This window comes from Pseudomonas sp. EA_15y_Pfl1_P101 (genome assembly GCF_963970835.1).
GTDB lineage: Bacteria > Pseudomonadota > Gammaproteobacteria > Pseudomonadales > Pseudomonadaceae > Aquipseudomonas > Aquipseudomonas tritici.
In genome coordinates, this window is record NZ_CAXAPA010000003.1 from 66,508 (window position 1) to 93,502 (window position 26,995).

The following is a 26,995-nucleotide window of genomic DNA, read 5'->3' on the forward strand; positions in this document are numbered from 1 at the left end:
GCTCCCCCATTTAAATCGGTTTACACCCGTGTTATCTCAGCAACGGTCACTGGCCGCGCGGGGTGATCTTCGCCGGCGCGTTGAGCTGTTGCTGCAGGTTCCGCACCTGGCTCTGCAAGGTGGTGATGTTACGCGTGGTCTGGATGCGGAACACGTCGAACTCTTTATTCGTAGGCGCATCGCTATTGACCGGCTGGTTATCCTGCGCGCTTTTGAGCACTACCAGGTCCTGCTCGATGCGGGCGATGGCCGCACTTGGGTTGCCCTGCTTCTTCAACGCGGCCACGTCAGCGGAAAGCTCCTTGATTTCGGCATCACGCTTACCTGCGTCGCCTTGCGCCGCCTTAAGCGTCGCCACGGCGTCGGTCAGGGCCTGGACCTGGCCTTGCAGCTTGCTGTTGGCGTTAGACAGTTCAGTGGTGCTGGCTGTCATTTGCGCCAGGCGCTTATCCAACTCGGTGGCCCGGCCGGCCACGCCGACCTGCTGTCTTCCCTGCTCCAGCAACTGGCTTTCGAGTTGCTTGATCTGCAGTTTCAACGCTTCGCTACCGTTGTTGACGCTCGCTTCACTGGCCACCACCTTGCCGGAAATATCTTGCAGACGCCCCGCCGCTTCTTCGCTGATGCGCGCAAAACTTTCCTGGGTGGCAACCAATTGCTGGCCCATCAGGGAAATCTGCTGGAAGCTCCACCAGGCCAGGCCCGCAAAAGCGATCAGCAAAGCGCCGATCAAAGCCCACAACGGGCCAGTGCTGGCGCTCTTGACCTTGACGACCTTAGTGTTGCGCGAACGCACCGAGGTGGCCGGGGTAGGTTCGAAATCATCGTCATCCCCGACATCGGCCCGCAGGCTGGGAACGTTGTCGAAGTCGTCTTTAGCATCGTTGCGCATGAATCAACCCTGAATCGGTGAAGTGGCGAGCGACGGGAGTATAAACCGCCTTCCCGGCGCACTGATCGACCTGGAATGCCAGATTCGGTTCCCGAAGTATTGCCTGTTGTGTGCTTACTTGAACCCTGGGTCCTGGGCCTTCCACCAACTGCAGAACTCGTCGAGGGCGGTCCACAGGCTGACCTTGGGCTCGTAGTCCAGATAATGCCTGGCGCGGCTGATGTCTAACGTGAAATCTTTGTTCATGACTTGCATGCCCAGGCGTGACAATGCTGGCTCCGGACGCCCTGGCCACATTGCGCAGAAGGCTTCGTTGAGGGCCGCTACGCTGTAGGACAAACCGTAGGACCGATACCGCGTTACCTGCGGCAACTCCATTTGGCGCATCACGTAGTTCACCACATCCCACACCGGCACCGGCGTGCCGTTGCTGATGTTGTAGGTCTTGCCTAGCGCTGAACCGGTAGCGAGCAGGCTGCTGAGCAGCGCTTCGTTGAGGTTGTGCACGCTGGTGAAATCGACCTTGTTCAGGCCGTCGCCGACGATAGCCAGGCGGTTCTTGCGCTGCATTTTCAGCAGGCGTGGGAAGATGCTCATGTCGCCGGCGCCAGTAACGAAGCGCGGGCGCAGGGCCAGCACTTCGAGGCCGAACTCCTGGGCGCCAAATACCTTTTGTTCCGCCAGGTATTTGGTGGCGGCATAGGGATGTTTGAAGCGCTTGGGGACTTGCTCTTCAGTCAGGCCCAGGTGGTCGCGGCCGTCAAAGTAAATCGATGGCGACGACAGGTGCACCAGTCGGCCGACCCGTTGCTTGAGGCAGGCCTCGACCACGTTCTCAGTGACCAGCACGTTGCCCTGGTGAAAGTCCTGATAGCGCCCCCACAGCCCGACAGCGCCAGCGCAATGCACCACGGCTTCGACATCGCGGCACAGACCGCGCACCAGGTCGGCGTCATTCAGATCACCCTGGATAAACTCAGCGCCGCGCCTCACCAGGTGTTCCACACCTTCGGCGCGCCGCCCGTTGACCCGCACGTCCAGGCCCTGCTCCAAGGCGAAACGCGCAAAGCGCCCGCCAATGAAGCCGCTTGCGCCGGTGACCAGAACTTTCATGGAGCCTCCTACGGATGCAGCTGCAAGCTTCAAGCTATAAGCCGCAAATTAAATACGATCTGCAAGCTCTTCTCTTGCAGCTTGCAGCTTGCAGCTTGACGCTTGTCACTGCTGATAGGGCACCAACCATTGGCCACATGCCTGGGCCAGGTGATCGGTCAACAAGCCCAGCAGTTGCCCGCCACTGCGCCAATGATGCCAGTACAACGGCACGTCGATGGGCTTATCTGGCAATAACTCGACCAATACGCCCTTTTCCAGTTGGTCGCGCACCTGCAATTCCGGCACCAACCCCCAGCCCAGGCCTGCTTCTGTCAAACGGATGAAGCCTTCGGACGATGGGCACAAATGGTGCTCGAAACCACCGTCCACGCCGAGGGACGCCAGGTAACGGTGTTGCAGGAAATCATCCGGGCCGAACACCAGTGCGGGGGTGCGCGCCAGTTGATCAGCGCGTACGCCATGCGGAAAGTGCCGGGTTATAAAAGCCGGGCTCGCCAGCGCCCGGTAGCGCATAGCGCCCAGCAACAGGCTGCGTGCCCCTGCAACCGGGCGCTCGCTGGCGCAGATGCAGGCGGCCACTTCGCCAGCACGCATGCGTTTGAGGCCCACGGTCTGGTCTTCCACCACCAAATCCAGCAGCAAATGTTGTTCGGCGCAAAAATCGCTGACGGCCTCGGCCCACCAGGTGGCCAGGCTATCGGCGTTTAACGCGATGCGCAGACGCTCAGGCATGCCTTCCTCGTCCAGTGCCGGCACCTGACTTTGCAGGTCGCGCTCCAACAGTCGCACCTGTTGCACATGGTTGAGCAGGCGACGGCCGATCTCGGTAGGCGTCGGCGGCGTGGCCCGCACCAGGACCGGCTGGCCGATGCGCGCCTCGAGCAACTTGATGCGCTGGGAGATCGCCGATTGCGAGAGCCCCAACACTTGCGCGGCGCGCTCGAAGCCAGCCTGTTCCACCACCGCCGCCAGGGCAGAAAGCAATTTATAGTCGAACATCAGTTTCTCTAATGAGCGATCAGTAATATTTGTTTTTCTTATACAGCCTATGCCAAGAGAATAGCCAGCATCGCTTCTCTCTATAAGGAACCTCCCATGACTGGCGAAACCGCCCTGGCAACCTTGCTGCGCAGCATGAGCCCCCATCTCAATGAGGGTGACTACGTGTTCTGCACCCTGCCCGATCACCGTGTCCCTGCCGGTTGCGAGGTGATCGGCAGCTTTCGCGAGCAGGAAGGCCTGACCCTGATCGTTGAACGCCAGCAGGCGGAACAGGCGGGCTTGGCCTTTGACTACGTTGCCGCGTGGATCACCTTGAATGTGCACTCGGCCCTGGAAGCCGTGGGCTTGACCGCCGCCTTCGCCAGCGCACTGGGCAAGGCCGGCATCAGTTGCAATGTGATTGCCGGCTATTACCACGACCACCTGTTTGTCGGGCGTGCCGACGCCGAGCGCGCCCTGCACGTTTTGCGGCAATTGGCAGCGGACGCGGAGTAAACCCTATGTGGCAAAGTTATCTGAATGGCCTGCTGGTCGCGTTCGGCCTGATCATGGCCATCGGTTCCCAGAATGCCTTTGTATTGGCGCAAAGCCTGCGTCGCGAGCATCACGTGCCGGTCGCGGCGTTGTGTGTGATCTGCGATGCCCTGCTGGTGGCTGCCGGGGTGTTTGGCCTGGCCACAGTGCTGGCACAAAGCCCTTTACTGCTGGCGATTGCGCGCTGGGGCGGCGCAGCTTTCCTGATCTGGTACGGGGCTTGCGCACTGCGTCGGGCCTGTTCAAAACAGCGAATGGAACAAGGCGACGACCTGAAGGTGCGGTCCTTGCGCGCCGTGTTGCTCAGTGCCTTGGCGGTGACACTGCTCAACCCTCACGTGTACTTGGACACTGTATTGCTGATCGGCTCTCTCGGCGCGCAGCAAACCGAACCCGGCGCCTATGTGGCCGGTGCCGCCAGCGCCTCGCTCCTGTGGTTCGCGACTTTGGCACTCGGCGCGGCCTGGCTGGCCCCCTGGCTGGCGCGCCCCGCCACCTGGCGCCTGCTGGACCTGTTGGTAGCGCTGATGATGTTCAGCGTGGCCTACCAATTGATCAGCGCCTGAGGAATATTCCAAAACGCTCTGGAACCTCTATCCCACACAGTTGTTGCGTGGTTTTGCCGCACCCCCGGTGCTATGATCCGGACCCGGCGCCGCAAAGAGTACAAACTCCCCGGCGCTTGTTTGGCCGCCCGTGATCGGCCTTGCGCTCACCGCAACTGACCTGATTAGGAGAATCATCATGGCTTTCGAATTGCCGCCGCTGCCCTACGCACACGATGCCCTGCAGCCGCACATCTCCAAGGAAACCTTGGAATTTCACCACGACAAGCACCACAACACCTATGTCGTGAACCTGAACAACCTGGTGCCAGGCACCGAGTTCGAAGGCAAGACCCTGGAAGAGATCGTTAAATCCTCTTCGGGCGGCATCTTCAACAACGCCGCTCAGGTCTGGAACCACACCTTCTACTGGAACTGCCTGGCGCCAAACGCCGGCGGCCAACCTACCGGCGCGCTGGCTGAAGCCATCAACGCTGCGTTTGGTTCGTTCGACAAGTTCAAGGAAGAGTTCACCAAGACGTCTGTCGGCACCTTCGGTTCCGGTTGGGGCTGGCTGGTAAAAAAGGCTGACGGTTCCCTGGCCCTGGCCAGCACCATCGGCGCCGGCAACCCGCTGACCAGCGGCGACACCCCGCTGCTGACCTGCGACGTATGGGAACACGCCTACTACATCGACTACCGCAACGTGCGTCCAAAGTACGTGGAAGCGTTCTGGAACCTGGTCAACTGGAAGTTCGTGGCTGAGCAGTTCGAAGGCAAGACCTTCACTGCCTAAGCAACGCTTGCAGTAGAAAGAGCCCGGCGATTGCCGGGCTTTTTTGTGCGCTCAGCATCAGCGACTTGCCCGGAATCGTGGAACCCGCACAAAGGAATGTGCCACCTACGCAGTGAGAGGAATAACCCTCTCACATGCTTCTGGAGAGTCACAATGGAAGAAATCGGAAAAGCAGGTGGGCAGATGGCGATGCAACTCATCAGCGGGCTGATGAAAGGCCTCGCCGGTGGTGCGGGTGGTGGAGGGGGCGGTGAAGGCGGTGGTGCCAATGCACCCGGCCGGCCAGGCGAAGACATGATGCCGCCACCGCCGCCAAAGATCGAGATTTCCGCGTATCAGTGAATACGCTCACGGCCTGGAAGGGCATTGACCTGACCACAGGTGAGTCGAGCACCCAGACGGCGGAGTAAATCCGCCGTTTTTTTCTGGTTTTTTCTGCGTATCCCGCATCAAGACGTCTGCGGCCCTAATGTTCCTTTGACTGCCCTCACGGGATTGCCAATACTCATGGCATATTGAAGGCCACCCGCATGAGACAAGGAATGCCCCTTTGAAGCTGGAACTCAAGAACAGCTTGTCCGTGAAGTTGCTACGGGTTGTGCTGCTGTCGGCATTGATTGTGGGCGTATCACTGAGCGTGGCGCAGATCGTTTACGATGCCTACAAGACGCGTCAGGCCGTCGTCAGCGATGCCCAGCGCATCCTCGACATGTTTCGCGACCCCTCGACCCAGGCCATCTACAGCCTGGACCGCGAAATGGGCATGCAAGTGATTGAGGGCCTGTTCCAGGATGACGCGGTGCGCATGGCGTCCATCGGCCACCCCAACGAAACCATGCTGGCCGAGAAGAGCCGCACTTTGCAGCACGCCCCCAGCCGCTGGTTGACCGACCTGATTCTTGGCCAGGAACGCACGTTTACCAAGCCCCTGGTCGGCAAAGGCCCCTACAGCGAGTATTACGGTGACCTGAGTATCACCCTCGACACGGCCACCTATGGCCAGGGATTTATCGTCAATTCGGTGATCATTTTTATTTCCGGTGTATTGCGCGCCCTCGCCATGGGCCTGGTGCTCTACCTGGTTTATCACTGGCTGCTGACCAAGCCGCTGTCGCGGATTATCGAACACCTGACGTCGATCAACCCGGACCGGCCCAGCAAACACAAGATCCCGCAGCTCAAGGGTCACGAACGCAACGAATTGGGGCTGTGGATCAATACCGCCAACCAGCTGCTCGAGTCAATCGAGCGCAACACCCACCTGCGCCATGAAGCCGAAACCAGCCTGCTGCGCATGGCCCAGTACGACTTCCTGACCGGTTTACCGAACCGCCAGAAACTGCAGGAGCAACTGGACAAGATCCTTATTGACGCAGGCCGCCGACAACGGCGCGTAGCAGTGTTGTGCGTGGGGCTGGATGATTTCAAAAGCGTCAACGAACAGTTCACCTATCAAGCCGGCGACAAACTGCTGCTGGCGCTGGCAGACCGTTTACGCGCGCACAGTGGGCGCCTCGGCACCCTGGCCCGTCTGGGCGGAGATCAGTTCGCGCTGGTCCAAGCCGATATCGAACAGCCTTACGAAGCCGCCGAGCTGGCGCAAAGCATCCTTGATGACCTGGAAGCAGACTTCGTCCTCGATCACGAACAGATTCGACTGCGCGCCACCATCGGCATCACCTTATTCCCGGAAGACGGCGACAGCACTGAAAAGCTGCTGCAAAAAGCCGAACAGACCATGACCCTGGCCAAGACCCGCTCGCGCAACCGCTATCAGTTCTATATCGCCAGCGTCGACAGTGAGATGCGCCGCCGCCGGGAGCTGGAAAAGGACCTGCGCGACGCCCTCAGCCGCAATCAATTCTACTTGGTGTACCAGCCGCAGATCAGTTACCGCGACCACCGTGTAGTGGGCGTGGAAGCCCTGCTGCGCTGGCAGCACCCGGAACACGGCCTGGTCCCGCCGGACCTGTTTATCCCGCTGGCAGAGCAAAACGGCACGATTATCCCGATAGGCGAATGGGTACTCGACCAAGCCTGCCGCCAATTGCGCGAATGGCACGACCTTGGCTTTACCGACCTGCGCATGGCGGTCAACCTGTCCACCGTGCAGTTGCACCACACCGAGTTGCCGCGGGTGGTCAATAACCTGATGCAAATCTACCGCTTGCCGCCGCGCAGCCTGGAACTGGAAGTCACGGAAACCGGCTTGATGGAAGACATCAGCACCGCCGCCCAGCACCTGCTGAGCCTGCGCCGGTCCGGGGCGTTGATCGCGATTGATGACTTCGGCACCGGCTACTCATCCCTCAGCTACTTGAAAAGCCTGCCCTTGGACAAGATCAAGATAGACAAGAGCTTCGTCCAGGACCTGCTGGACGATGACGACGACGCCACCATCGTGCGCGCGATCATCCAGTTGGGCAAAAGCCTGGGCATGCAGGTGATCGCCGAAGGCGTGGAAACCGCTGAGCAGGAGGCTTACATCATCTCCGAAGGCTGCCATGAGGGTCAGGGTTACCACTACAGCAAGCCCTTGCAGGCCCGAGAGCTGGCGGCTTTTTTGAAGCAATCGGAGCGCAATAACGCCGCCATTCTCTGACCTGGCAAGATGATACTAAATATTTCCCGCGTATAACCCTTTACACAAAATGCAAATCTTTCGCATTATGTCGCAGCTTTGCGCGCCCCCGCGCGCCCTCTCAACAACCGAAGCAGGATGTTCGCCATGATTCGTATGCCCCTGGCCACCGCCAGTCTACTGGCCATTGCCATTTCTCTCGCCGGTTGCGGCGAAGGTAAAGACAAGGCCCCTGCAAACCAGGCGCCGACCCCGGCTACCAGCACCACCGCTCCAGCCGCTGCCACCCCTGCCGGTCAGATCGACGAAGCCGCCGCCAAGGCCGTGGTCGCGCATTACGCAGACATGGTGTTTGCGGTCTACAGTGACGCCGAGTCCACCGCTAAAACCCTGCAAACTGCGATCGACGCGTTTCTCGCCAAGCCGAACGACGAAACCCTGAAAGCCGCGCGTACCGCCTGGGTCGCCGCCCGCGTTCCGTACCTGCAAAGCGAAGTGTTCCGCTTCGGCAACACCATCATCGACGACTGGGAAGGCCACGTGAACGCATGGCCGCTCGACGAAGGCCTGATCGACTACACCGACAAGTCCTACGAACACGCCTTGGGTAACCCAGGCGCCACTGCCAACATCATCGCCAATACCGAGATCCAGGTCGGCGAAGACAAGGTCGACGTGAAGGACATCACCCCGGAAAAACTCGCCAGCCTCAATGAGCTGGGCGGTTCCGAGGCCAACGTCGCCACCGGTTACCACGCCATCGAATTCCTGCTCTGGGGCCAAGACCTGAACGGCACCGGCCCAGGCGCCGGCAACCGTCCTGCGTCGGACTACCTGACCGGCGACGGCGCTACAGGCGGCCACAACGAGCGTCGCCGTGCCTACCTGAGCGCTGTGACTCAACTGCTGGTCAGCGACCTGGAAGAAATGGTCGGCAACTGGAAACCAAACGTCGAAGACAACTACCGCGCCACCCTGGAGGCAGAACCTGCCACCGACGGCGTGCGCAAGATGCTGTTCGGCATGGGCAGCCTGTCCCTCGGCGAACTGGCCGGTGAGCGCATGAAGGTTTCCCTGGAAGCCAACTCGCCGGAAGACGAGCAAGACTGCTTCAGCGACAACACCCACAACTCGCACTTCTATGACGCCAAGGGTATCCGCAACGTCTACCTGGGCGAGTACACCCGCGTTGACGGCACCAAAATGACCGGCGCCAGCCTGTCATCCCTGGTGGCCAAGGCCGATCCAGCTGCCGATACCGCGCTGAAAGCGGAGCTGGCAGCCACCGAAGCGAAGATCCAGGTCATGGTTGACCACGCCAACAAGGGTGAGCACTACGACCAGTTGATCGCTGCCGGTAACGATGCGGGCAACCAGGTCGTGCGTGACGCCATCGCTGCGCTGGTCAAGCAGACCGGTTCGATCGAAGCGGCGGCAGGCAAGCTGGGCATCAGCGACTTGAACCCGGACAGCGCTGATCACGAGTTCTGATCAGTAGCGAATTGGAAAAGGCGGCCTTTGGGTCGCCTTTTTTGTATGCGCCTGTCGACAATCAATCAGGCGCCACAAAACCAATGTGTGCGGGCTTGCTCGCGAATGCGGTGGATCAGCAAGTGAATCCGTTGACTGACACTGCGCATTCGCGAGCAAGCACCACATTCGACTTACATCGCTTCCAAGCCCCGGTTTACAAGACCTGCACCGCAGGTAGAATGGCGCCTCTGCCCAATAACCCCGAGCTCACTTCATGGCGTTGCCGACCCTACGCATTATCGGTTTCATCATCGGCATCTTCCTGATCACCCTCGCGATCGCCATGGTCGTGCCAATGGCGACCCTGGTGATCTTCGAACGCACCAGTGACCTGCCCTCTTTCCTGTGGGCCAGCATGATCACCTTTCTTGCCGGCCTGGCCCTGGTGATTCCAGGTCGCCCCGAGCATGTGCACCTGCGCCCGCGGGACATGTACCTACTCACAGTGACAAGCTGGGTGGTGGTGTGCATCTTTGCGGCGTTGCCGTTTCTGTTGACCCAACACATCAGCTACACCGACTCGTTTTTTGAAAGCATGTCCGGTATCACCGCCACCGGCTCCACCGTGTTGAGCGGCCTGGACGCCATGTCGCCAGGCATCCTGATCTGGCGCTCGCTGCTGCACTGGCTGGGTGGCATCGGCTTTATCGGCATGGCGGTGGCGATCCTGCCACTGCTGCGCATTGGTGGCATGCGCCTGTTCCAGACCGAATCCTCGGACCGCTCGGAAAAGGTCATGCCCCGCTCGCACATGGTGGCGCGGCTGATCGTGGCGGCCTACGTCGGCATCACCATCCTCGGCAGCCTGGCGTTCTGGTGGGCCGGGATGGGCCTGTTCGATGCGATCAACCACGCGATGTCGGCGATTTCCACCGGGGGCTTCTCCACTTCGGATGAGTCCCTGGCCCACTGGAAACAACCTGCCGTGCACTGGGTGGCGGTGGTGGTGATGATCCTCGGCAGCTTGCCGTTCACGCTCTATGTGGCCACCTTGCGTGGCAACCGCAAGGCGTTGATCAAGGATCAGCAAGTGCAGGGTTTGCTCGGTTTGTTGATCGTGACCTGGCTGGTACTGGGCACCTGGTACTGGTGGACCACCAACCTGCATTGGCTGGAAGCCTTGCGTCATGTGGCGTTGAACGTGACCTCGGTGGTCACCACCACGGGTTTTGCATTGGGGGACTACAGCCTGTGGGGCAACTTCTCACTGATGCTGTTCTTTTACCTGGGCTTTATCGGTGGTTGTTCAGGCTCTACGGCGGGTGGGATCAAGATCTTCCGCTTTCAGGTCGCCTATATCCTGCTCAAGGCCAACTTGAACCAACTGATTCACCCGCGCGCGGTGATCAAGCAGAAGTACAACGGCCATCGCCTTGACGAAGAGATCGTGCGTTCGATCCTGACGTTCTCGTTTTTCTTCGCCATTACCATCTGCGCCATCGCCCTGGCCTTGTCGCTTCTGGGCCTGGACTGGATGACCGCCTTGACCGGCGCAGCCAGTACCGTCTCCGGCGTCGGCCCTGGCCTTGGCGAAACCATTGGCCCTGCGGGTAACTTCGCCAGCCTGCCGGATGCGGCCAAGTGGATCCTGTCACTCGGCATGCTGCTGGGCCGACTGGAGATCATTACGGTCTTTGTTCTGTGCATTCCGGCGTTTTGGCGCCACTGATGGCCGACGCTTCCAGCAACCGCGCCCGGTATTCGCCGGGCGTGGCGTCGAACCAACGACGAAACGCGCGAAAGAAGTTGCTCGGGTCGGCAAAACCCAACAGGTAGGCGATTTCCAATAACGTCATGCTGGGCTGCGCCAGGTACTGCTCGGCCAATTCGCGGCGGGTGTCATCGAGCAGGGTCTGGAAGCTGGTGCCCTCCTCCTGTAGACGCCGCTGCAAGGTGCGCTGGGAAAGGTGCAACGTCTGGGCCACCACTTCTCGTTTGGGCTCACCCTGGGGCAACAGCCGGCACAACACCTGCCGTGCCTTGTGGGTCACGCGGCTCTCCGAAAAACGCGCCAGGTATTCGCCGGCAAATCGATCATGCAGCAGCGCCATGGCCTCGTTGGCCGTGGGCAACTGCGCGTCCATGTCGGCCCGCTCGAAAATCAGCGCGTCATAGGGCGCGTTGAATTCCAAAGGCGCATGGAAGGCTTGTTTGTAGGGCGACAGGTCCGCCGGCTGATCACCTTGCAACACCACCTTGCGCGGCTGCAGGGTACGACCGGTCAGCCAACCGCACAGGGCCAAGGCGCTGGCCAGCGAAGCTTCGGCGCTTTGCCGGGTGGGCGGCAGGTGATCGCCATGCACCGTCAGAATCAGCGCATAACCTTCGGGGATCAGTCGGAAACTCAGGTCTGCACTTTCGGCGATGATGCGCTGGTAGCGCACCAGGCGCATAAAGCCCTCGGCAAGGGTATTGCTGGACATCAGTGCATAGCCAGCCACATGAAACGACGCCGGGCGCACCACTTTACCCATGTTCAGGCCGATCGCCGGGTTGCCTGAAAGCGCTACCGCCCGTTGCCACAGGCGCGTCATGGAGTCTTGCGGAAACCGCGCATCGGGGTCATTCAGGGCGGCGTAGTCCAGGCCGAGCTGCTTGAACAAGGCGCGGCAATCCAAGCCGTCCATTTCCAATGCCTTGACGATCCCCATCGCCCAGCTTGCAGAAGTTGTTCGTTCGCTCATGGCGTCTTCTTAAAAAAGCAGGTTCAAATGGCAGCCAGGAAGCCAAGGATACTAAAGTGGCATCTATTGTCACTGGCCGTTACCACTGATCACTCTAGACTTAAATAAGCTCCCCGCCGAACACCTGTTGGGCGGCATAACAATCAAAGGGCCGGTCACTGTGGAAAACGTCAAGCAATTCAATAGCTTCGCTGAGTTCTACCCTTATTACCTGAGCGAGCACGGCAACAGCACGTGCCGGCGCCTGCATTTTATCGGCACCACGCTGGTGATCGGGATTTTGGCGTACGCCATCGGCAGAGGCTCGCTGGGCCTACTGATTGCCGTGCCGATTGCTGGCTACAGCTTTGCGTGGATCGGTCACTTCTTCTTCGAAAAAAACCGCCCGGCGACGTTTCAGCACCCGTTCTACAGCTTGCTCGGGGATTTTGTGATGTATCGCGACATGATCCTGGGCAAAGTGCCTTTCTAAAGGTAAGTGTGACCCCATGTCACTTGCGTTTGCAGGATCAAGGGTTACCTATTCGTCGAGATAAAAGTCTATTTGTCATTTACAGTGCTGTATCCTGCCAAGGCTTTTTGAGAGCGCGGAATCACCTGCGATTGAAAAAACAGACCTTGCGAGGAGCGACGACAATGCACGAGATACCTAATCTCCCCTTCCCAAGCCTGCACCCTACAGAGCAGCCAACACCGCAGCAGGCCAGCGACAAGCAGCCTGAGGCCAGAGAAGCAAAACCAGTCGACAGCAAAAGCCAGGACTGACGCCGTACCAGACCGTGTGGAAAGCGCAGCTTTGAGCGCTTTCCACACTGCCTGAATCATCCGAGATACCTGCCATGACTGACTCCTCCCCCACTCCCCCGGACACCGCCGTACTCGATGCTGCCCTGCAGATGGTCGAGGTCTGGAACCGCCTCAGCGCAGACAAACAAGCCGTGCTGCTCAAGCGCTTCGGCACCCAGGAAAACGCGCTGGCCGCCCTGGTCACTACGCAATTGCTGGCCCCTGCGCAAACCTGAGTTCTTTGTGACCTGAGGTTTTTGCGTTTTACCGCCCTGCGCGGGCCAAACCACCGGTATCATTAGCAGCCTATCTTTACCTGCTGCGACAGTGGACCTCTCCCCATGCCAGATACCCAGCGCCCCATGGCGGTCACGCTGCACGTTGTTTCCATCGTACTGTTCACCTTTATCGGCTACCTGAATATCGGCATTCCCCTGGCCGTATTGCCAGGCTATGTCCACAGTGAACTGGGCTACGGCGCGGTGATTGCCGGCCTGGTGATCAGCGTGCAATACCTGGCCACCCTGCTGAGCCGCCCCTATGCCGGCAAAATCATCGACAACCTGGGCAGCAAGCGTGCGGTGCTGATCGGTTTAGCGGGCTGTGGCCTGAGCGGCGTGTTCATGCTGCTCGCGGCGTGGTTTTCAAGCGTGCCTGCCGTGAGCCTCTGCAGCCTGCTGATTGGCCGCCTGGTCCTAGGCAGCGCTGAAAGCCTGGTGGGGTCGGGCGCCATCGGCTGGGGCATCGGCCGGGTCGGTGCGGCAAATACCGCCAAAGTCATCTCCTGGAACGGCATCGCCAGCTATGGCGCCTTGGCCGTAGGAGCACCTATGGGTGTGCTGCTGGTGAGAAACTTCGGGCTGTGGAGCATGGGCGTCAGCATCATTCTGCTGGCGGTCGTCGGCTTATTGCTGGCCTGGAACAAAGTCGCAGCGCCGATCGTCGCTGGCGTGCGCCTGCCGTTCATGAATGTACTGGGCCGGGTATTGCCCCACGGCTGCGCGCTGGCGTTGGGCTCCATCGGTTTTGGCACCATCGCCACGTTTATCACCTTGTATTACACCACCCAGCACTGGGATAACGCGGTGTGGGCCCTGAGCCTGTTCGGCGCCAGTTTCATCGGCGCGCGCTTGCTGTTCGGTAACCTGATCAACCGGATCGGCGGCTTTCGCGTGGCGATTGCCTGCCTGTCGGTAGAAATCCTAGGGCTGCTGTTGCTGTGGCTGGCGCCGGACGCCAACCTGGCCCTGGCCGGCGCGGCGTTGAGTGGCTTCGGCTTTTCCCTGGTGTTTCCGGCGTTGGGGGTGGAGGCAGTGAACTTGGTACCGGCGTCCAGCCGTGGCTCGGCGGTGGGGGCCTATTCGCTGTTTATCGATTTATCGCTGGGCATCACCGGCCCGCTCGCCGGGGCCGTGGCGGCTGGCTTCGGCTTTGCGTCGATCTTCCTGTTCGCCGCCCTCGCCGCCCTGGGTGGTTTGCTACTGAGCGTGTACCTGTACCGCCAGGCACCCAAGGCCCGTGAAGCGCGCGGCGACTAAAAGTCGACCTTGCCGCGCCCAGCCTTGATGCTGCCACGCTTGGTCTTGGATTCGAGGCGACGCTTTTTCGAGCCCAGGGTCGGCTTGGTCGGGCGGCGCTTCTTCTCGACCTTGGTGGCGCTGAGAATCAACTCCACCAAACGCTCCAGCGCATCCGCGCGATTCTGTTCCTGGGTCCGGTATTGCTGGGCCTTGAGCACCAGCACGCCTTCGCTGGTGATACGGCTATCGCGCAGCGCCAGCAGCCGCTCCTTATAGAACTCCGGCAGCGACGACGCCGGAATGTCAAAACGCAGGTGCACCGCGCTCGACACCTTATTCACGTTCTGCCCACCGGCGCCTTGTGCGCGAATGGCGGTCAGCTCGATCTCGGCGTCGGGCAGGTGCACGTTGTTGGAAATCACCAGCATTGGGCAAAGGGTTCCGGTCGAAGGTATCCAAGGATACGCGAATGCGCCTTGCCCTTGCCCCTGAAACAGCAAACCCGGCGCAGGTCCGGGTTTGCTCAACACGCCAAAGGGTTACTTCGCCGCTGGCGTTACCACGTGAGGGTACGGCTGCGCAGCGCGCTTGTTCTTGATCCAGTAACACACCGCCATAAACGCCACCCACACCGGGATCGCGTACACCGACACCTGAATCCCTGGAATCATCAGCATGATCACCAGGATAAACACCACGAACGCCAGGCACACATAGTTGCCATACGGGTACCACAGCGCCTTGAACAACGGCACTTGGCCGGTGCGGTTCATGTGCTGGCGGAACTTGAAGTGGGAGAAGCTGATCATCGCCCAGTTGATCACCAGCGTAGCCACGACCAGAGACATCAGCAGTTCCAGTGCGTGTTGCGGGATCAGGTAGTTCATCAACACCGCCACCAGGGTGATCGCCGCCGAGGCGAGGATGGAGCGCACTGGCACGCCGCGCTTGTCGATCTTCGCCAGTGCTTTGGGCGCATCACCCTGTTCGGCCATGCCCAGCAGCATGCGGCTGTTGCAGTAAGTGCCGCTGTTGTATACCGACAGCGCCGCCGTCAGGACCACGAAGTTAAGAATATGCGCGGCGGTGTTGCTGCCCAGCATCGAGAACACCTGCACGAACGGGCTGCCGCTGTAGGCATCGCCGGAGGCGTTGAGGGTTGTCAGCAGGCTGTCCCACGGTGTCAGCGACAACAGCACGACCAGAGCACCGATGTAGAAAATCAGGATGCGGTAGATCACTTGGTTGATCGCTTTCGGGATGACGGTGCGTGGCTGGTCCGCTTCGGCAGCGGTGAAGCCAAGCATTTCCAGGCCACCGAAGGAGAACATGATGATCGCCATGGCCATCACCAAACCGCCGACGCCGTGAGGGAAGAACCCACCGTGCTCCCACAAGTTAGTCACCGAAGCCTGCGGCCCGCCGCTGCCGCTGACCAGCATGTAGCTGCCCAGGGCGATCATGCCGACGATGGCCACCACCTTGATGATGGCGAACCAGAACTCAGCCTCACCAAAGACTTTGACGTTGGCCAGATTGATCAGGTTGATCAGCACGAAGAACGCTGCCGCCGAGACCCAAGTCGGAATCTCCGGCCACCAGTAATGCACGTATTTGCCGACGGCCGTCAGCTCCGACATGCCCACCAAAATGTACAGGAGCCAGCAGTTCCAGCCCGACAGGAAGCCAGCGAAACCGCCCCAGTACTTGTGGGCAAAGTGGCTGAAGGAACCAGCGACCGGCTCTTCAACGATCATTTCGCCGAGCTGGCGCATGATCATGAAGGCAATGAAGCCGCAGATGGCATAACCCAGGATCATCGAAGGGCCGGCGGATTTGAGCACCCCGGCAGAGCCCAGGAACAGGCCGGTGCCGATGGCGCCACCGAGGGCGATCAATTGGATATGCCGATTTTTCAAGCCGCGTTTCAGCTCGCCTGAAGAGGAATGGGGTCCGCTCATGAAAAGGATCTCACGCAAGGTTTGATGATGTTGAATGCACGTTGCTGCCTTGAATCTCGACTCAAGCAGCGCTGCTCAAACCCCAGCGCAGGCACCAGGAGTACAGCGTCTTTCTAACGGTCATGCGTCACCTGTTTATTTTTATCTGTGACGAAATCGAACCCGTCTGGCTCGTGGCCGGGCGGAGTGATCAGGGTCGATAACCCTGAGGTCTTGGCCTTTTGCGTGGGTACGCAAGGGCGTCACAGTAAAACGCGGCGGATTGTACACCGCTCGACAGCTTGAGGCCGCCCCGCAACGGTGCATGCGACGATCTGTCAGGCATTTCTTACAGGGCTTCACCGCTCAACAAGCACGCGGTTTTATCGTCAATTAATCGTTACAGCGCGGAAAATCTACGTTACAAGCGTGAACTCACGGAAAATTGGCGGCGGGGAACTTCTTAAAAATCATCCTGATCAGCCTGCTGTTTTTTATGGAAAAAAAGCAGACGCCCCCAAATAGAAAAAATTGTGCAATTGGAACCGTGTCAATAAATATTTTGCATTCTGAAACAGGCTCTCCTAGGTTCATCCCACTTGCCCAGCGCAGCCCGTTGGCAAGCCGTTCTCAAACACCGTCCTCTAGGAGCTACACCATGCAAGCACTGGAAAACGACCTGGAAACCGAACTGCAACTCGACGATTGGTTTGAAGCGCCGACCCATGAGGCCGCCGTTGAAATGATGCAAGCCGATGCCGTCGTGCCGTTCGGCACCGCGATGTGGCCTTTCTAAAATCGGCAGGTATCCGGCAGGTGCTGTGCACGGCACCTGCCACCCTTACCCAAGGCACAAAAGGATGCACGTCATGGACAAGGCCCGCGCCGTCGAACACTTTCTCTACTACCTCGCGCACCACCCGGCCCTCAGCGGCCTGAATCGTCCCACCGTGTTACTGGGCCATACCGAGCGCTACGACGCCATTGCCCAGGCGATCACCCAGAGCAGCGCCGCCCGTTTCAATTTCCAGGTGCAGCGCCTGGACCTGGCCGCCAGCGACGCGCTGGCCCAAGCCATCGAAGCCTGCGACCTCTATCTGTTTTTCTACGATTCCTCGACCTTGCCCAACCCACGCGCCGAAGGCCCGGACTTTATCCGCGCGCTGCAGGGCGTGATGGCCGAGCACTGGAAGAAATCCCTGCTGTTCAAGGATTACGGCGACTATTTCTACGACACCTTCAGCGTCGAGCCACAGCGCATTGCCGACCTCAATGCCACGTTGATCCGGCGCATGTCCCAGGCCAATGTGCTGCGCTTCACCGACAAGCACGGCTCGCGGCTGGAGGCGCCGCTGAGCAGCATCAAGAAGTGGACCAATATCAACGGCATCGGCAACCACGACCTCGCACCCGGCGAGATCGCGACCCACAGCGAAGCCATCAATGGCCAGGTGCGGTTTGTCGGCACCTTTCTCAGCACCATCCCGTTTGCACGCAAATATGGCGTGCTGCAATCACCGCTGCAGCTGTGGATCGAGCACTCGACCGTCTGCAGCGTAGCCAGTGAGGTGCCGGGGTTGGCCGATGACTTCAACAAGTACCTGAATGCCAACCCGTCCAACCGGCGCGTGGAGGAATTGGGGATTGGTACCAATGAAGGGGTCAAGGATTTGTATGCGCGCAATGCCGGGTTTGAGGAGCGCCATTGTGGGTTGCATTTGGGCTTGGGAGGTGGGCAGAAAGGCAGCCATCACCTGGACCTGATCTTTGCCAGTGGGACTTTGGCCCTGGACGATAAACCGGTTTTTGATGGCAGATTTGCGTTTTAGGGCCAGCTACACGTCGTAAGCTATAAGCTTCAAGCAAAAAAAAGCGCCAACCTGTGAGGGCCAGCGCGTTTCTCTTGCAGCTTGAAGCTAAAAGCTTGCCGCTGCTCTTAAGGCTTCTTACGACCAAAACCAGGACGCTGACCCGAACCGGCCGGAGCGCCACGGCGCTTGCCCGACGGCTCGTCCGCGACCAGTTTCGGGCCGGGGCGCTTGTTTGCCGCCGGCTTGGCCGGACGCTTGGTGCTGGCGCTGTCGGCGGGGCGATCCGCTTCACCGCGATTGCTGCGACCACCGGCCGGAGCTGGGCGCGGCGTGCGAGGAGCACGCTCGCCTTCCTGGCGCGATGGCGCAGTTGGACGACGCTCGCCTTCGATCTGCGGCTCACGGGAAATACGACCGCCGGTAGCCGGTGCATTCAGCGCAGGGCGCAGGGTGCGGGCAACGCGCTCGGTACGAGCAACCGGACGCGACGATTTACGCTGCATACGCTCAAGCTTGTCTTTGCTCTTGGCGTTCATCTGCGGCATCGCGACTGGTGTCAGGCCGACTTCGGCGCTGAGGATGTCGACTTCGTACTGGCTCATTTCGCGCCAGCGGCCCATCGGCAGGTCGGAGTTCAGGAACACCGGACCGAAACGCACGCGCTTCAGGCGGCTGACCACCAGGCCCTGGGATTCCCACAGGCGACGGACTTCACGGTTACGACCTTCCATCACCACGCAGTGGTACCAGTGGTTGAAACCTTCGCCACCAGGGGCCTGCTTGATATCGGTGAACTTGGCCGGGCCGTCTTCCAGCACCACGCCGGCTTTCAAGCGCTCGATCATCTCGTCATCGACTTCGCCACGCACACGCACAGCGTATTCGCGGTCCATCTCGTAGGACGGGTGCATCAGGCGGTTGGCCAATTCACCGTCAGTGGTGAACATCAGCAAGCCGGTGGTGTTGATGTCGAGACGACCGATGTTGATCCAACGGCCTTCTTTTGGCTTAGGCATCTTGTCGAACACGGTCGGACGGCCTTCCGGGTCGTCACGGGTGCAGATCTCGCCATCGGGCTTGTTGTACATGATCACGCGGCGCACCGATTCGGCGGCCTCTTCACGCTTGATGACCTTGCCATCAATGGTGATTGCATCGTGCAGGTCGACGCGCTGGCCGAGGGTGGCCTCGACGCCGTTGACCTTGATGCGCTTCTGAGTGATCCAGGCTTCGACGTCGCGGCGCGAGCCCACGCCGATACGCGCCAGCACCTTTTGCAGTTTTTCACCTGCTGGGCCGATTTCCTGGCTGTCGTTCTGGTCTTTGTCGTTCATCTTAAGCACCTCCCGGTGGGTCGATTCAGGCGTGGCCTGAAGAGTGTTGAAAGCGGGGCTTTGGCCGAATAGCTCGGCAAAGGGTCGCGAATCATACGCACATGACGCGCGTTGCGCATCACAGACTAGTCGATATGACCCAAGTCATTTGCTTTTCCGCCGACCGGTGGCGCCCAGCGCCAGCAATCGGAGCTCGGCCTCGGCCAACACTGTGCGCTTGTCGACCTTGTCGAGTTTCTTCCAGGCACGGATTTCGCGCTTGTTGCGGCCACAGCCGACGCAAATGTCGTCGCTGAATTTGCAGACGCTGATGCAGGGGTCTTTGGTTGAACTCATATGATTTCTCCCTGGCAACAATAATCAAATGTGTACGGGCTTGCTCACGTCAGTCTTCGAACTCGCGGCGCTCGTTTTCGATGGCTTCGGCCAGGGCGCGGGCTTCGTCTTCTTCGTCGCTCAGCGGCGGCTGTTCGAGGGCGGCGACGGCGGCCAGGAGTTTCTCGCGGGCTTCGGCGACGCCGAGGCTATCTTCCTCGGGCTCAGGCTGAACCTCAATCTCAGGTTCGACTTCAGGCTCAACTTCAACGTTCAGCTGGGTTTCAGGTTCAACCGCGCCGTCACGCAGCAAATCGTCGAAGTCGGTCTTGATCCCCTGCTCCATGTCGTCCAGTTCCAGCAACAACGTGTGGAAACTGGTCTCGTCCTTCGGCTCTTCCGGCTCGGCACTGGCATCCGCCAACGCTTGCAAACTGGCGGGCACGGGGGCGTCGTCGAAGTCCAGCACCGGGTCTGGCTCCATTTCGCGCAGTTCGGCGAGCGGCGGCAGGTCGTCGAGGTTTTTCAGGTTGAAATGGTCGAGGAACACCTTGGTGGTGGCAAACATCGCCGGTTTGCCGGGAACGTCACGGTAGCCAACGATGCGGATCCACTCGCGCTCCAGCAAGGTCTTGACGATATGGCTATTGACCGCCACGCCACGTACGTCCTCGATCTCGCCTCGGGTGATGGGCTGGCGGTAGGCGATCAGCGCCATGGTTTCCAGCATTGCCCGCGAATAACGTTGCGGGCGCTCTTCCCACAAACGCCCAACCCACGGGGAAAACTTCTCACGGATCTGAAGGCGATAACCCGACGCCACCTCGCGCAGTTCAAAGGCACGGCCGTCGCAGGATTTGCGCAATATCTCCAGCGCCTTCTTGAACACCGGCGGCTCAGGGCGCTCGGACTCTTCAAAGAGTTCGAACAAGCGCTCCAGGGATTGCGGTTTACCCGAGGCCAGGAGAAAAGCCTCCAGCAGCGTCGCCAATTCGCGGGGTTCAGTCAGATTCATCGATTCAGCTCTTTATTCGGCTCGCGCCCGCACGTGGATAGCCGCAAAAGGCTCATTCTGGACCAGCTCGACCAAGGATTCCTTGACCAATTCAAGGATCGCCATAAACGTCACCACCACCCCCAGGCGCCCTTCTTCTTTCGTAAACAGTTCGACAAAAGGCACAAACCCGCCGCCCTTGAGGCGATCCAGCACATCACTCATGCGCTCGCGGGTCGACAACGCTTCGCGGCTGACCTGGTGGCTTTCAAACATATCCCCACGGCGCAATACCTCGGCCATGGACATCAATAATTCTTCCAGGCTCACGTCCGGCAACAACTTGCGCGCACGGGCCTCGGGCGCGTCGAGTTTGGGCACCACCACGTCACGGCCGACCCGGCTCAAGCCATCGATGCCTTCGGCGGCCGCCTTGAAGCGCTCGTATTCTTGCAGGCGACGGATCAGTTCGGCGCGCGGGTCGTCTTCTTCGGCCTCAACCGTCTCCGAGCGCGGCAGCAGCATGCGCGACTTGATCTCGGCAAGCATGGCGGCCATCACCAGGTACTCGGCGGCCAGTTCCAGGCGCACCGATTGCATCAACTCGACATAGCCCATGTACTGACGGGTGATTTCCGCCACCGGGATGTCGAGGATGTTGATGTTCTGCTTGCGGATCAGGTAGAGCAGCAAGTCCAGCGGGCCTTCGAAGGCTTCAAGGAAGACTTCCAGGGCGTCCGGCGGGATGTACAAGTCCAGCGGCATTTCCAGCACGGCCTGGCCATACACCATTGCAAATGGCAGTTCCTGCTGGGCGCCGGCCTGGCTGTCGACGGTTTCCACAGACGACATTCAGGCCTCAACCATAAACGGAGCCGGGTCACCGCACCCCACACGGATTACCTCCGGTTCGCCGTCGGCCAGGTTGATCACCGTAGAGGCTTTGCCACCCCCGAAGCCACCGTCGATGATCAGGTCCACCTGTTTTTCCAGGAGCTGGCGCATTTCGTACGGGTCTTCCAGCGGTTCGCTGTCGCCGGGCATGATCAACGACACGCTCATCAGTGGCTCACCCAGCTCGGCCAGCAGCGCCAGGGCAATCGGATGCTCCGGCACGCGCAGACCGATGGTGCGTTTCTTCGGGTGCAGCAGCAGGCGCGGCACTTCACGGGTGGCGTTGAGAATGAACGTGTAGGGGCCCGGCGTGTGAGCCTTGAGCAGGCGGAAGGTGCCGGTGTCGACCTTGGCGAACAGCCCTAGTTGGGACAAGTCGCTGCAGATCAGCGCAAAGTTGTGGTTCTTGTCCAGGTCACGCAGTCGCCTTACACGCTCTACCGCGCCCTTGTCGCCGATCTGGCAACCAATAGCGTAGGACGAATCCGTCGGGTAGATCACCACGCCGCCGGCGCGAATGATCTCGACGGCCTGTTTAATCAGGCGCGCCTGGGGGTTTTCCGGATGAATCTGGAAAAATTGACTCACGTGTTCTACCTGTTCAGACGGTGGCAATAATGGGGTCATGCTTGAATCGCCCCCACAAGAGCGGCAAGTCCTCCGGGACCTGGCGATACTCGCCGATCTCGGACCAGCCGCCTGGGCCATGAAAGTCACTGCCGGCGCTGACCAGCAGACCAAATTCGCGAGCAAGAATCGCCAGGCTGCCCACCTGTTCGGCGGGTTGATGCCCATTGACCACTTCAATCGCGTGGCCACCCGCACCAATATAGTCGCTGATCAGCTTGCGGCGCTTACTGCGGGTGAAATCGTAATGCCAAGGGTGCGCCAGGCTGACCCAGGCCCCGGAGGCGCGCAGGGTCTCGACGGTGTCTTCCAAGGTCGGCCAATGCAACTTCACATCCCCCAACTTGCCGGCGCCCAGCCATTTGCGAAAGGCTTCGGCACGGTCTTTAACAAAACCTTCACGTACCATCCAGTCGGCAAAATGCGGCCGGGCCGGTGCGTTGCCGCTGTCGCCCAGTTGCTGCTGGATGGCGCGGGCGCCGTCGAGGGCATTGGGCATGCCTTTAAGGCTGAGTTTGCGGCTTATTTCTTCTGACCGCAGCCAACGGCCATCGTGCAAATTAGCGATGGACTGCACCAATGCCGGGGCTTTCTGATCAAACCCGTAGCCAAGCACATGAATGGTGGCGCCGCCCCAGGTGCAGGACAATTCCACACCGTTGACCAGCTGCATGCCCAGCGCCTGCGCGGTTTCGCGGGCTTCGTCCAGCCCTTCGAGGGTGTCGTGGTCGGTCAACGAAAGGACTCGCACGCCTTTTTCAAACGCACGCGCAACCAGTACCGCAGGCGCCAGGGCGCCGTCGGAGGCCGTGCTGTGGCAGTGCAAATCAACATTCACGGGGCTTTGTAACCTCAAGTCAGCTGGCGCTTTCGCTACCAAGGATGTTTGTTATTATGCCGCCACATCCAGCTTCTGGCTCTTACTGTGAAACAATTCATCGACTTCATCCCGCTGTTGCTGTTTTTCATCGTTTACAAACTCGACCCCAGGGTCATTGATCTGGCCGGCCATGAGCTGACGTTCGGGGGCATCTACAGCGCCACCGCCGTGCTCATCATCAGCTCACTCGTGGTCTACGGCGCCCTCTTCATCTCCCAGCGCAAACTGGAAAAAAGCCAATGGCTGACCCTGGTTGCGTGCCTGGTCTTCGGCAGCCTGACCCTGGCCTTTCACAGCGAAACCTTCCTTAAATGGAAAGCCCCGGTGGTGAACTGGCTGTTCGCCCTGGCGTTTATCGGCAGCCATTTCATCGGTGACCGCCTGCTGATCAAGCGGATCATGGGCCATGCCCTGACCCTGCCAGAGCCGGTGTGGGTGCGCCTGAACATCGCCTGGATCGTGTTTTTCCTGTTCTGCGGCGCCGCCAACCTGTTCGTGGCGTTCACCTTCCAGGACTACTGGGTCGACTTCAAAGTCTTCGGCAGCCTTGGCATGACCGTGCTGTTCCTGGTTGCCCAGGGTATTTACCTGTCGCGCCATCTGCATGACACCGACCCTACCACGCCAAAAACCGAGGACTGACATGCTCTACGCCATCATTGCTACCGACGTTGCCAACTCGCTGGAAAAGCGCCTTTCCGTGCGCCCGGCGCACGTCGAGCGCCTCAAACAGCTGCAAGCCGAAGGCCGTATCGTATTGGCTGGCCCGCATCCGGCGGTGGACAGCAATGACCCAGGCGATGCCGGTTTCACCGGTAGCCTGATCGTCGCCGAGTTCGCCTCCCTGGCCGATGCCCAGGCTTGGGCCAAGGCCGATCCTTACGTTGCAGCAGGCGTTTACGCTGACGTCGTGATCAAGCCGTTCAAGCAAGTCCTGCCTTGACTCAGGTCGCGCCGAACCATTTCAGTTCGGCGCGCTCCTAATTGCTCATTATTCTGAGTAACCTGCCGACAACGTTCTGAATATTCGTGTGGAATCAGGAGTTCCGATGCGCTTACGTCAGTTGTGTCTGTTGGCAGTGTTAATGATCGGGGCTACGGCCCACGCTGAAGAAACCTCGAACACCGGCAGTTCCACGCCCCTGTCCTTGAGTGCCGGCGCCCAGATCACCGAGTTGCAGCAACGTTTGAAAGAAAGCGAACGCCAGCGTGAAGAACTGGGCAAGCAGCTGCAAAGTGCGGAGGCCTCCCGCGAAAGCGCCCAATTGAGTCGCCTTCGCCAAGAGAATCAACGCCTGGCCCAGCAACTCAAAGATTCACAGGGCGGCGCCTTGACCCGCTGGCTGACCGAGCAACAGCAATGGTTTGTCACCGGCGGGGCCGTCGCTCTGATCGCCCTGCTGTGCGGGATCTTCGCCAGCGGTGGGCACCGTCGCCGTCGACAATGGCTAAATTGAGTGAGTCATGAGCGAGCTGTTACTGATAGATGATGACCAGGAGCTCTGCGAGCTGCTGACCCGTTGGCTGAGCCAGGAAGGCTTCCAGGTGCGCGCCTGCCATGACGGCTTGAGCGCCCGCAAAGCCTTGGCCGACAGCGCCCCGGCGGCGGTGGTGCTCGACGTGATGCTGCCCGACGGCAGCGGGCTGGAGCTGCTCAAGCAATTGCGCAACGACCACCCGGAGCTGCCGGTGCTGATGCTCTCGGCCCGCGGCGAACCCCTGGACCGCATCCTCGGCCTGGAACTGGGCGCCGACGATTACCTGGCCAAGCCCTGCGACCCCCGCGAGCTTACCGCTCGCCTGCGCGCCGTGCTGCGCCGCAGCCACCCGGCCGCCGTGTCCTCACAGCTGGAACTGGGCGACTTGTGCTTCAGCCCGGTGCGCGGCGTGGTCAGCATCGATGAACAGGAATTCACCCTCACCGTCTCCGAAAGTCGTCTGCTGGAAGCCCTGCTACGCCAGCCCGGCGAGCCACTGGACAAACAGGAACTGGCGCAGATCGCCCTGGGCCGCAAGTTGACCCTTTACGATCGCAGCCTGGACATGCACGTCAGCAACCTGCGCAAAAAGATCGGCCCGCACCCGGATGGCCGGCCGCGGATCGTGGCATTGCGTAGCCGTGGTTACTATTACAGTCTTTAAAGCAGCTGCAAGCGAAAAGCTCTTACTTGCCGCTTGCAGCTAAAGACTTGCAGCTGCCCCCTCCCCCTTACCAAACCTTTACCCTCTCCTGACGGCGGCTGACCTTGATCTCCGTAATCTACTCACATCCGGACTCACCGGAATAGAGACAGGAGAATCACCATGCGCAAGACCCTTATCGCTTTGATGTTCGCCGCTGCCCTGCCGACCGTTGCCATGGCAGCAATGCCAGAAGGCCCAGGCCCGATGGGTGGCCCGGAAGGTCACATGATGGGTGGCCCGGGCCACGGCGGTGAACACGGTCCGCGTGGCAAAGGCGGCCCCTTCAGCCAACTGGACCTGAGCAAGGAACAGCGCCAGCAGATCGGCAAACTGATGGGCGACCAATGGCACGCTCGCAAAGACTTGACCAAGAAGTACTTGGACAAACTGCCAGCCGCTGACCAGAAAGCCATGCAGGACGAAATCGCCGCCGGCAAGCAGAAAACCCAGGCCGATATCCGCGCGGTACTCAAGCCTGACCAGCAGAAAAAGTTCGACGAGATCGTCAAGAAGCAAGAACAGCGTCGTGCCGAATGGAAGGAATTCCAAGCCTGGAAAGCGCAACAGCCGCAAAAAGCGCAATAATGCCCTCCCATTAACGTTCCCAGCCCAGTGGCCTGCGCCACTGGGCTTTTCCTGTTTGAGGGTTTCCTGTGCGTTCACTGTTCTGGCGCATCCTGGCCAGTTTCTGGCTGGCCATCGCCCTGGTTGCCGGGTTGTCGATCCTGATTGGGCACATGCTCAATCAAGATGCCTGGATTCTCAGCCGTCACCCCGGCCTCAATAACCTGGCGCAAGAGTGGACCCAACGCTACGAAGCCCAGGGTGAGGTCGCTGCGCAGGATCTGCTGCAGCAGCGCAAACGCCAGTACCACATCGACGTGCAAGTGCTCAACGAAAGCGGCGACCCGGTGGTGCGCGGTACTTTCCCACGTCGCGCCGCCGCCTTCGAAGCTCGCCAGAATGACAGCCAGGACGGCCATCTGCCCTGGCGCCGCCTGACCGCCGAATACACCAGTGCAAAAACCGGCGACACCTACCTGTTGATCTACCGCATCCCGCACCCGGAACTGGACGAATGGCACCGCAGTAGCCTGACGTGGCCGTTGAGTGCACTGGCAATTGCGCTGGTAGTGCTGACCCTGTTCAGCCTGCTGGTGACGTTGTCCATCACTCGCCCGCTCAGCCGTCTGCGCGGTGCAGTGCATGACCTCGGCCAGGCCACCTACCAGCAAAACAGCTTGGCGCAACTGGCTAACCGGCGCGATGAGTTCGGCGTGTTGGCCACCGACTTCAACCGCATGGGCGCGCGCCTGCAAAGCCTGATCGGCAGTCAGCGCCAATTGCTGCGGGACGTGTCCCACGAACTGCGCTCGCCCCTGGCCCGCTTGCGAATCGCCCTGGCCTTGGCCGAACGCGCCAACCCCGAAGAGCGGGAAAAACTCTGGCCACGCCTGACCCGCGAATGCGATCGACTGGAAGCGCTGATCAGCGAAATCCTGGTATTGGCCCGTGTCGACGCCGACAATGCCAGCGCCGAAGACATCGACCTCAACCCGCTGCTCAAGACCCTGCAGAAAGACGCGCAACTTAGCGCGCCGGACCAAGCAGTGAAACTGATCACTCACACCGACCTGCACCTCAAGGGGTGGCCGACCATGATCGAACGTGCTGTGGATAACTTGCTGCGCAATGCACAGCGCTTTAACCCGCCGGGATTGCCGATCGAGTTGCAGGCCCAGCGCCTGGGCGAGCGCATCCTGATCAGCGTGCGCGACCACGGCCCAGGCGTTGAAGCCGAACACTTGAGCCAGTTGGGCGAACCGTTCTATCGCGCTCCCGGCCAAACAGCACAAGGCCACGGCCTGGGCCTGGCGATTGCCCGTCGCGCCGCCGAACGCCACGGTGGCAGCCTGATCCTGGCCAACCCTGCAGAGGGTGGTTTTATCGCCAGCATCGACCTGCCGTTGGTGCCTGGGGTTGTCACACCGGGCTGATCATCTCTTATAGTGGCCCTTCTCTTACGG

The 26,995-nt window shown here is 60.2% G+C and carries 30 protein-coding genes; 18 read left to right on the forward strand and 12 right to left on the reverse strand.

All coding sequences use genetic code 11. The annotated features are described in order from the left end of the window. Window positions 1–46: 46 nt before the first annotated feature. From AACY36_RS05010 to AACY36_RS05020, 3 genes are all read right to left on the reverse strand, one after another. Complete coding sequence (locus AACY36_RS05010; RefSeq protein WP_339417119.1) at window positions 47–892, reverse strand: ATPase; 846 nt, start codon at window positions 890–892, stop codon at window positions 47–49. Window positions 893–1,006: 114 nt separating this feature from the next. After that, window positions 1,007–2,005: an NAD-dependent epimerase/dehydratase family protein gene (locus AACY36_RS05015; RefSeq protein WP_339427468.1), complete on the reverse strand. Its 999-nt coding sequence runs from the start codon at window positions 2,003–2,005 to the stop codon at window positions 1,007–1,009. Between the two features lie 105 nt (window positions 2,006–2,110). After that, the gene (locus AACY36_RS05020) at window positions 2,111–3,007 is read right to left on the reverse strand and encodes a LysR family transcriptional regulator ArgP (protein WP_339417123.1); all 897 of its coding nucleotides are present in this window, start codon (window positions 3,005–3,007) and stop codon (window positions 2,111–2,113) included. A 96-nt stretch (window positions 3,008–3,103) separates the two neighbouring features. Here AACY36_RS05020 and AACY36_RS05025 point away from each other — a divergent pair, with 96 nt between their 5' ends. The 7 genes from AACY36_RS05025 to AACY36_RS05055 all read left to right on the forward strand — a co-directional run bounded on the left by AACY36_RS05025 (window position 3,104) and on the right by AACY36_RS05055 (window position 10,668). Further along, window positions 3,104–3,505, forward strand: coding sequence for an ACT domain-containing protein (locus AACY36_RS05025; RefSeq protein ID WP_339496792.1), 402 nt, complete (start codon window positions 3,104–3,106; stop codon window positions 3,503–3,505). A gap of 5 nt (window positions 3,506–3,510) precedes the next feature. Further along, a complete protein-coding gene (locus AACY36_RS05030) occupies window positions 3,511–4,110 on the forward strand; it encodes a LysE/ArgO family amino acid transporter (RefSeq protein WP_339427469.1) in 600 nt (199 codons plus the stop codon). A 178-nt stretch (window positions 4,111–4,288) separates the two neighbouring features. Then, the gene (locus tag AACY36_RS05035) at window positions 4,289–4,885 is read left to right on the forward strand and encodes a superoxide dismutase (protein WP_017125974.1); all 597 of its coding nucleotides are present in this window, start codon (window positions 4,289–4,291) and stop codon (window positions 4,883–4,885) included. Between the two features lie 153 nt (window positions 4,886–5,038). Continuing rightward, the gene (locus tag AACY36_RS05040) at window positions 5,039–5,227 is read left to right on the forward strand and encodes a hypothetical protein (RefSeq protein WP_049711790.1); all 189 of its coding nucleotides are present in this window, start codon (window positions 5,039–5,041) and stop codon (window positions 5,225–5,227) included. Between the two features lie 208 nt (window positions 5,228–5,435). Further along, a complete protein-coding gene (locus AACY36_RS05045; protein ID WP_339427470.1) occupies window positions 5,436–7,487 on the forward strand; it encodes a putative bifunctional diguanylate cyclase/phosphodiesterase in 2,052 nt (683 codons plus the stop codon). Between the two features lie 126 nt (window positions 7,488–7,613). Next, on the forward strand, window positions 7,614–8,957 hold the full coding sequence (locus AACY36_RS05050; protein ID WP_339496793.1) for an imelysin family protein: 1,344 nt from the start codon (window positions 7,614–7,616) through the stop codon (window positions 8,955–8,957). Between the two features lie 256 nt (window positions 8,958–9,213). Then, window positions 9,214–10,668: a TrkH family potassium uptake protein gene (locus AACY36_RS05055; RefSeq protein WP_339417138.1), complete on the forward strand. Its 1,455-nt coding sequence runs from the start codon at window positions 9,214–9,216 to the stop codon at window positions 10,666–10,668. Here the strand turns inward: AACY36_RS05055 and AACY36_RS05060 are convergent. Next, window positions 10,625–11,683, reverse strand: a complete 1,059-nt coding sequence (locus AACY36_RS05060; protein WP_339496795.1) for an AraC family transcriptional regulator — start codon at window positions 11,681–11,683, stop codon at window positions 10,625–10,627. The genes AACY36_RS05055 and AACY36_RS05060 overlap by 44 nt on opposite strands. A 160-nt stretch (window positions 11,684–11,843) precedes the next feature. Here AACY36_RS05060 and AACY36_RS05065 point away from each other — a divergent pair, with 160 nt between their 5' ends. The 3 genes from AACY36_RS05065 (at window position 11,844) to AACY36_RS05075 (ending at window position 14,007) form a co-directional block, all read left to right on the forward strand. Then, window positions 11,844–12,155, forward strand: coding sequence for a DUF962 domain-containing protein (locus AACY36_RS05065; protein ID WP_049711785.1), 312 nt, complete (start codon window positions 11,844–11,846; stop codon window positions 12,153–12,155). Between the two features lie 367 nt (window positions 12,156–12,522). Beyond that, entirely contained in the window at window positions 12,523–12,705 is a 183-nt protein-coding gene (locus tag AACY36_RS05070) for a hypothetical protein (RefSeq protein WP_065873565.1), read from the forward strand. Between the two features lie 105 nt (window positions 12,706–12,810). Next, entirely contained in the window at window positions 12,811–14,007 is a 1,197-nt protein-coding gene (locus AACY36_RS05075) for an MFS transporter (RefSeq protein WP_339417144.1), read from the forward strand. Here the strand turns inward: AACY36_RS05075 and arfB are convergent. Further along, window positions 14,004–14,417: an alternative ribosome rescue aminoacyl-tRNA hydrolase ArfB gene (gene arfB, locus AACY36_RS05080; RefSeq protein WP_016975416.1), complete on the reverse strand. Its 414-nt coding sequence runs from the start codon at window positions 14,415–14,417 to the stop codon at window positions 14,004–14,006. The genes AACY36_RS05075 and arfB overlap by 4 nt on opposite strands. A gap of 111 nt (window positions 14,418–14,528) precedes the next feature. Continuing rightward, window positions 14,529–15,950: an amino acid permease gene (locus AACY36_RS05085; RefSeq protein WP_339417148.1), complete on the reverse strand. Its 1,422-nt coding sequence runs from the start codon at window positions 15,948–15,950 to the stop codon at window positions 14,529–14,531. 637 nt (window positions 15,951–16,587) lie between these two features. Between AACY36_RS05085 and AACY36_RS05090 the strand changes: the two genes are divergently transcribed. Together AACY36_RS05090 and AACY36_RS05095 are read left to right on the forward strand one after the other, a co-directional pair. Beyond that, window positions 16,588–16,725 carry a hypothetical protein gene (locus tag AACY36_RS05090; protein WP_003175756.1) on the forward strand — a complete coding sequence of 46 codons (138 nt, stop codon included), beginning with the start codon at window positions 16,588–16,590 and terminating at the stop codon, window positions 16,723–16,725. Between the two features lie 73 nt (window positions 16,726–16,798). Further along, complete coding sequence (locus AACY36_RS05095; RefSeq protein ID WP_339427471.1) at window positions 16,799–17,758, forward strand: leucyl aminopeptidase; 960 nt, start codon at window positions 16,799–16,801, stop codon at window positions 17,756–17,758. Between the two features lie 107 nt (window positions 17,759–17,865). Here the strand turns inward: AACY36_RS05095 and rluB are convergent, their stop codons facing one another. From rluB to AACY36_RS05125, 6 genes are all read right to left on the reverse strand, one after another. Further along, complete coding sequence (gene rluB, locus AACY36_RS05100) at window positions 17,866–19,074, reverse strand: 23S rRNA pseudouridine(2605) synthase RluB (RefSeq protein WP_181080089.1); 1,209 nt, start codon at window positions 19,072–19,074, stop codon at window positions 17,866–17,868. A 144-nt stretch (window positions 19,075–19,218) separates the two neighbouring features. Beyond that, the gene (locus AACY36_RS05105; RefSeq protein ID WP_339417156.1) at window positions 19,219–19,410 is read right to left on the reverse strand and encodes a DUF1289 domain-containing protein; all 192 of its coding nucleotides are present in this window, start codon (window positions 19,408–19,410) and stop codon (window positions 19,219–19,221) included. A 49-nt stretch (window positions 19,411–19,459) separates the two neighbouring features. Further along, window positions 19,460–20,404 carry an SMC-Scp complex subunit ScpB gene (gene scpB / locus AACY36_RS05110; RefSeq protein ID WP_339417157.1) on the reverse strand — a complete coding sequence of 315 codons (945 nt, stop codon included), beginning with the start codon at window positions 20,402–20,404 and terminating at the stop codon, window positions 19,460–19,462. A 12-nt stretch (window positions 20,405–20,416) separates the two neighbouring features. Beyond that, complete coding sequence (locus AACY36_RS05115; RefSeq protein ID WP_175403020.1) at window positions 20,417–21,115, reverse strand: segregation and condensation protein A; 699 nt, start codon at window positions 21,113–21,115, stop codon at window positions 20,417–20,419. 120 nt (window positions 21,116–21,235) lie between these two features. Then, window positions 21,236–21,865 carry an L-threonylcarbamoyladenylate synthase gene (locus AACY36_RS05120; protein WP_065873575.1) on the reverse strand — a complete coding sequence of 210 codons (630 nt, stop codon included), beginning with the start codon at window positions 21,863–21,865 and terminating at the stop codon, window positions 21,236–21,238. Window positions 21,866–21,878: 13 nt separating this feature from the next. Then, a complete protein-coding gene (locus AACY36_RS05125; protein ID WP_339417158.1) occupies window positions 21,879–22,742 on the reverse strand; it encodes a PHP domain-containing protein in 864 nt (287 codons plus the stop codon). Between the two features lie 87 nt (window positions 22,743–22,829). On the opposite strand from AACY36_RS05125, the gene AACY36_RS05130 reads away from it, so the two are divergent. The 6 genes from AACY36_RS05130 to AACY36_RS05155 all read left to right on the forward strand — a co-directional run bounded on the left by AACY36_RS05130 (window position 22,830) and on the right by AACY36_RS05155 (window position 26,965). Further along, window positions 22,830–23,426: a septation protein A gene (locus AACY36_RS05130; RefSeq protein WP_314568617.1), complete on the forward strand. Its 597-nt coding sequence runs from the start codon at window positions 22,830–22,832 to the stop codon at window positions 23,424–23,426. A gap of 1 nt (window position 23,427) precedes the next feature. Next, window positions 23,428–23,727 (forward strand): YciI family protein, encoded by a 300-nt coding sequence (locus tag AACY36_RS05135; RefSeq protein WP_015885584.1) that lies wholly within the window; start codon window positions 23,428–23,430, stop codon window positions 23,725–23,727. 106 nt (window positions 23,728–23,833) lie between these two features. After that, window positions 23,834–24,241 carry a translation initiation factor 2 gene (locus tag AACY36_RS05140; protein ID WP_339417162.1) on the forward strand — a complete coding sequence of 136 codons (408 nt, stop codon included), beginning with the start codon at window positions 23,834–23,836 and terminating at the stop codon, window positions 24,239–24,241. A gap of 7 nt (window positions 24,242–24,248) precedes the next feature. Continuing rightward, window positions 24,249–24,926: a response regulator transcription factor gene (locus tag AACY36_RS05145; RefSeq protein ID WP_339417163.1), complete on the forward strand. Its 678-nt coding sequence runs from the start codon at window positions 24,249–24,251 to the stop codon at window positions 24,924–24,926. A gap of 162 nt (window positions 24,927–25,088) precedes the next feature. Further along, a complete protein-coding gene (locus AACY36_RS05150) occupies window positions 25,089–25,553 on the forward strand; it encodes an LTXXQ domain protein (RefSeq protein ID WP_032890971.1) in 465 nt (154 codons plus the stop codon). Window positions 25,554–25,621: 68 nt separating this feature from the next. Further along, complete coding sequence (locus AACY36_RS05155; protein WP_339417164.1) at window positions 25,622–26,965, forward strand: sensor histidine kinase; 1,344 nt, start codon at window positions 25,622–25,624, stop codon at window positions 26,963–26,965. Window positions 26,966–26,995 lie beyond the last annotated feature (30 nt).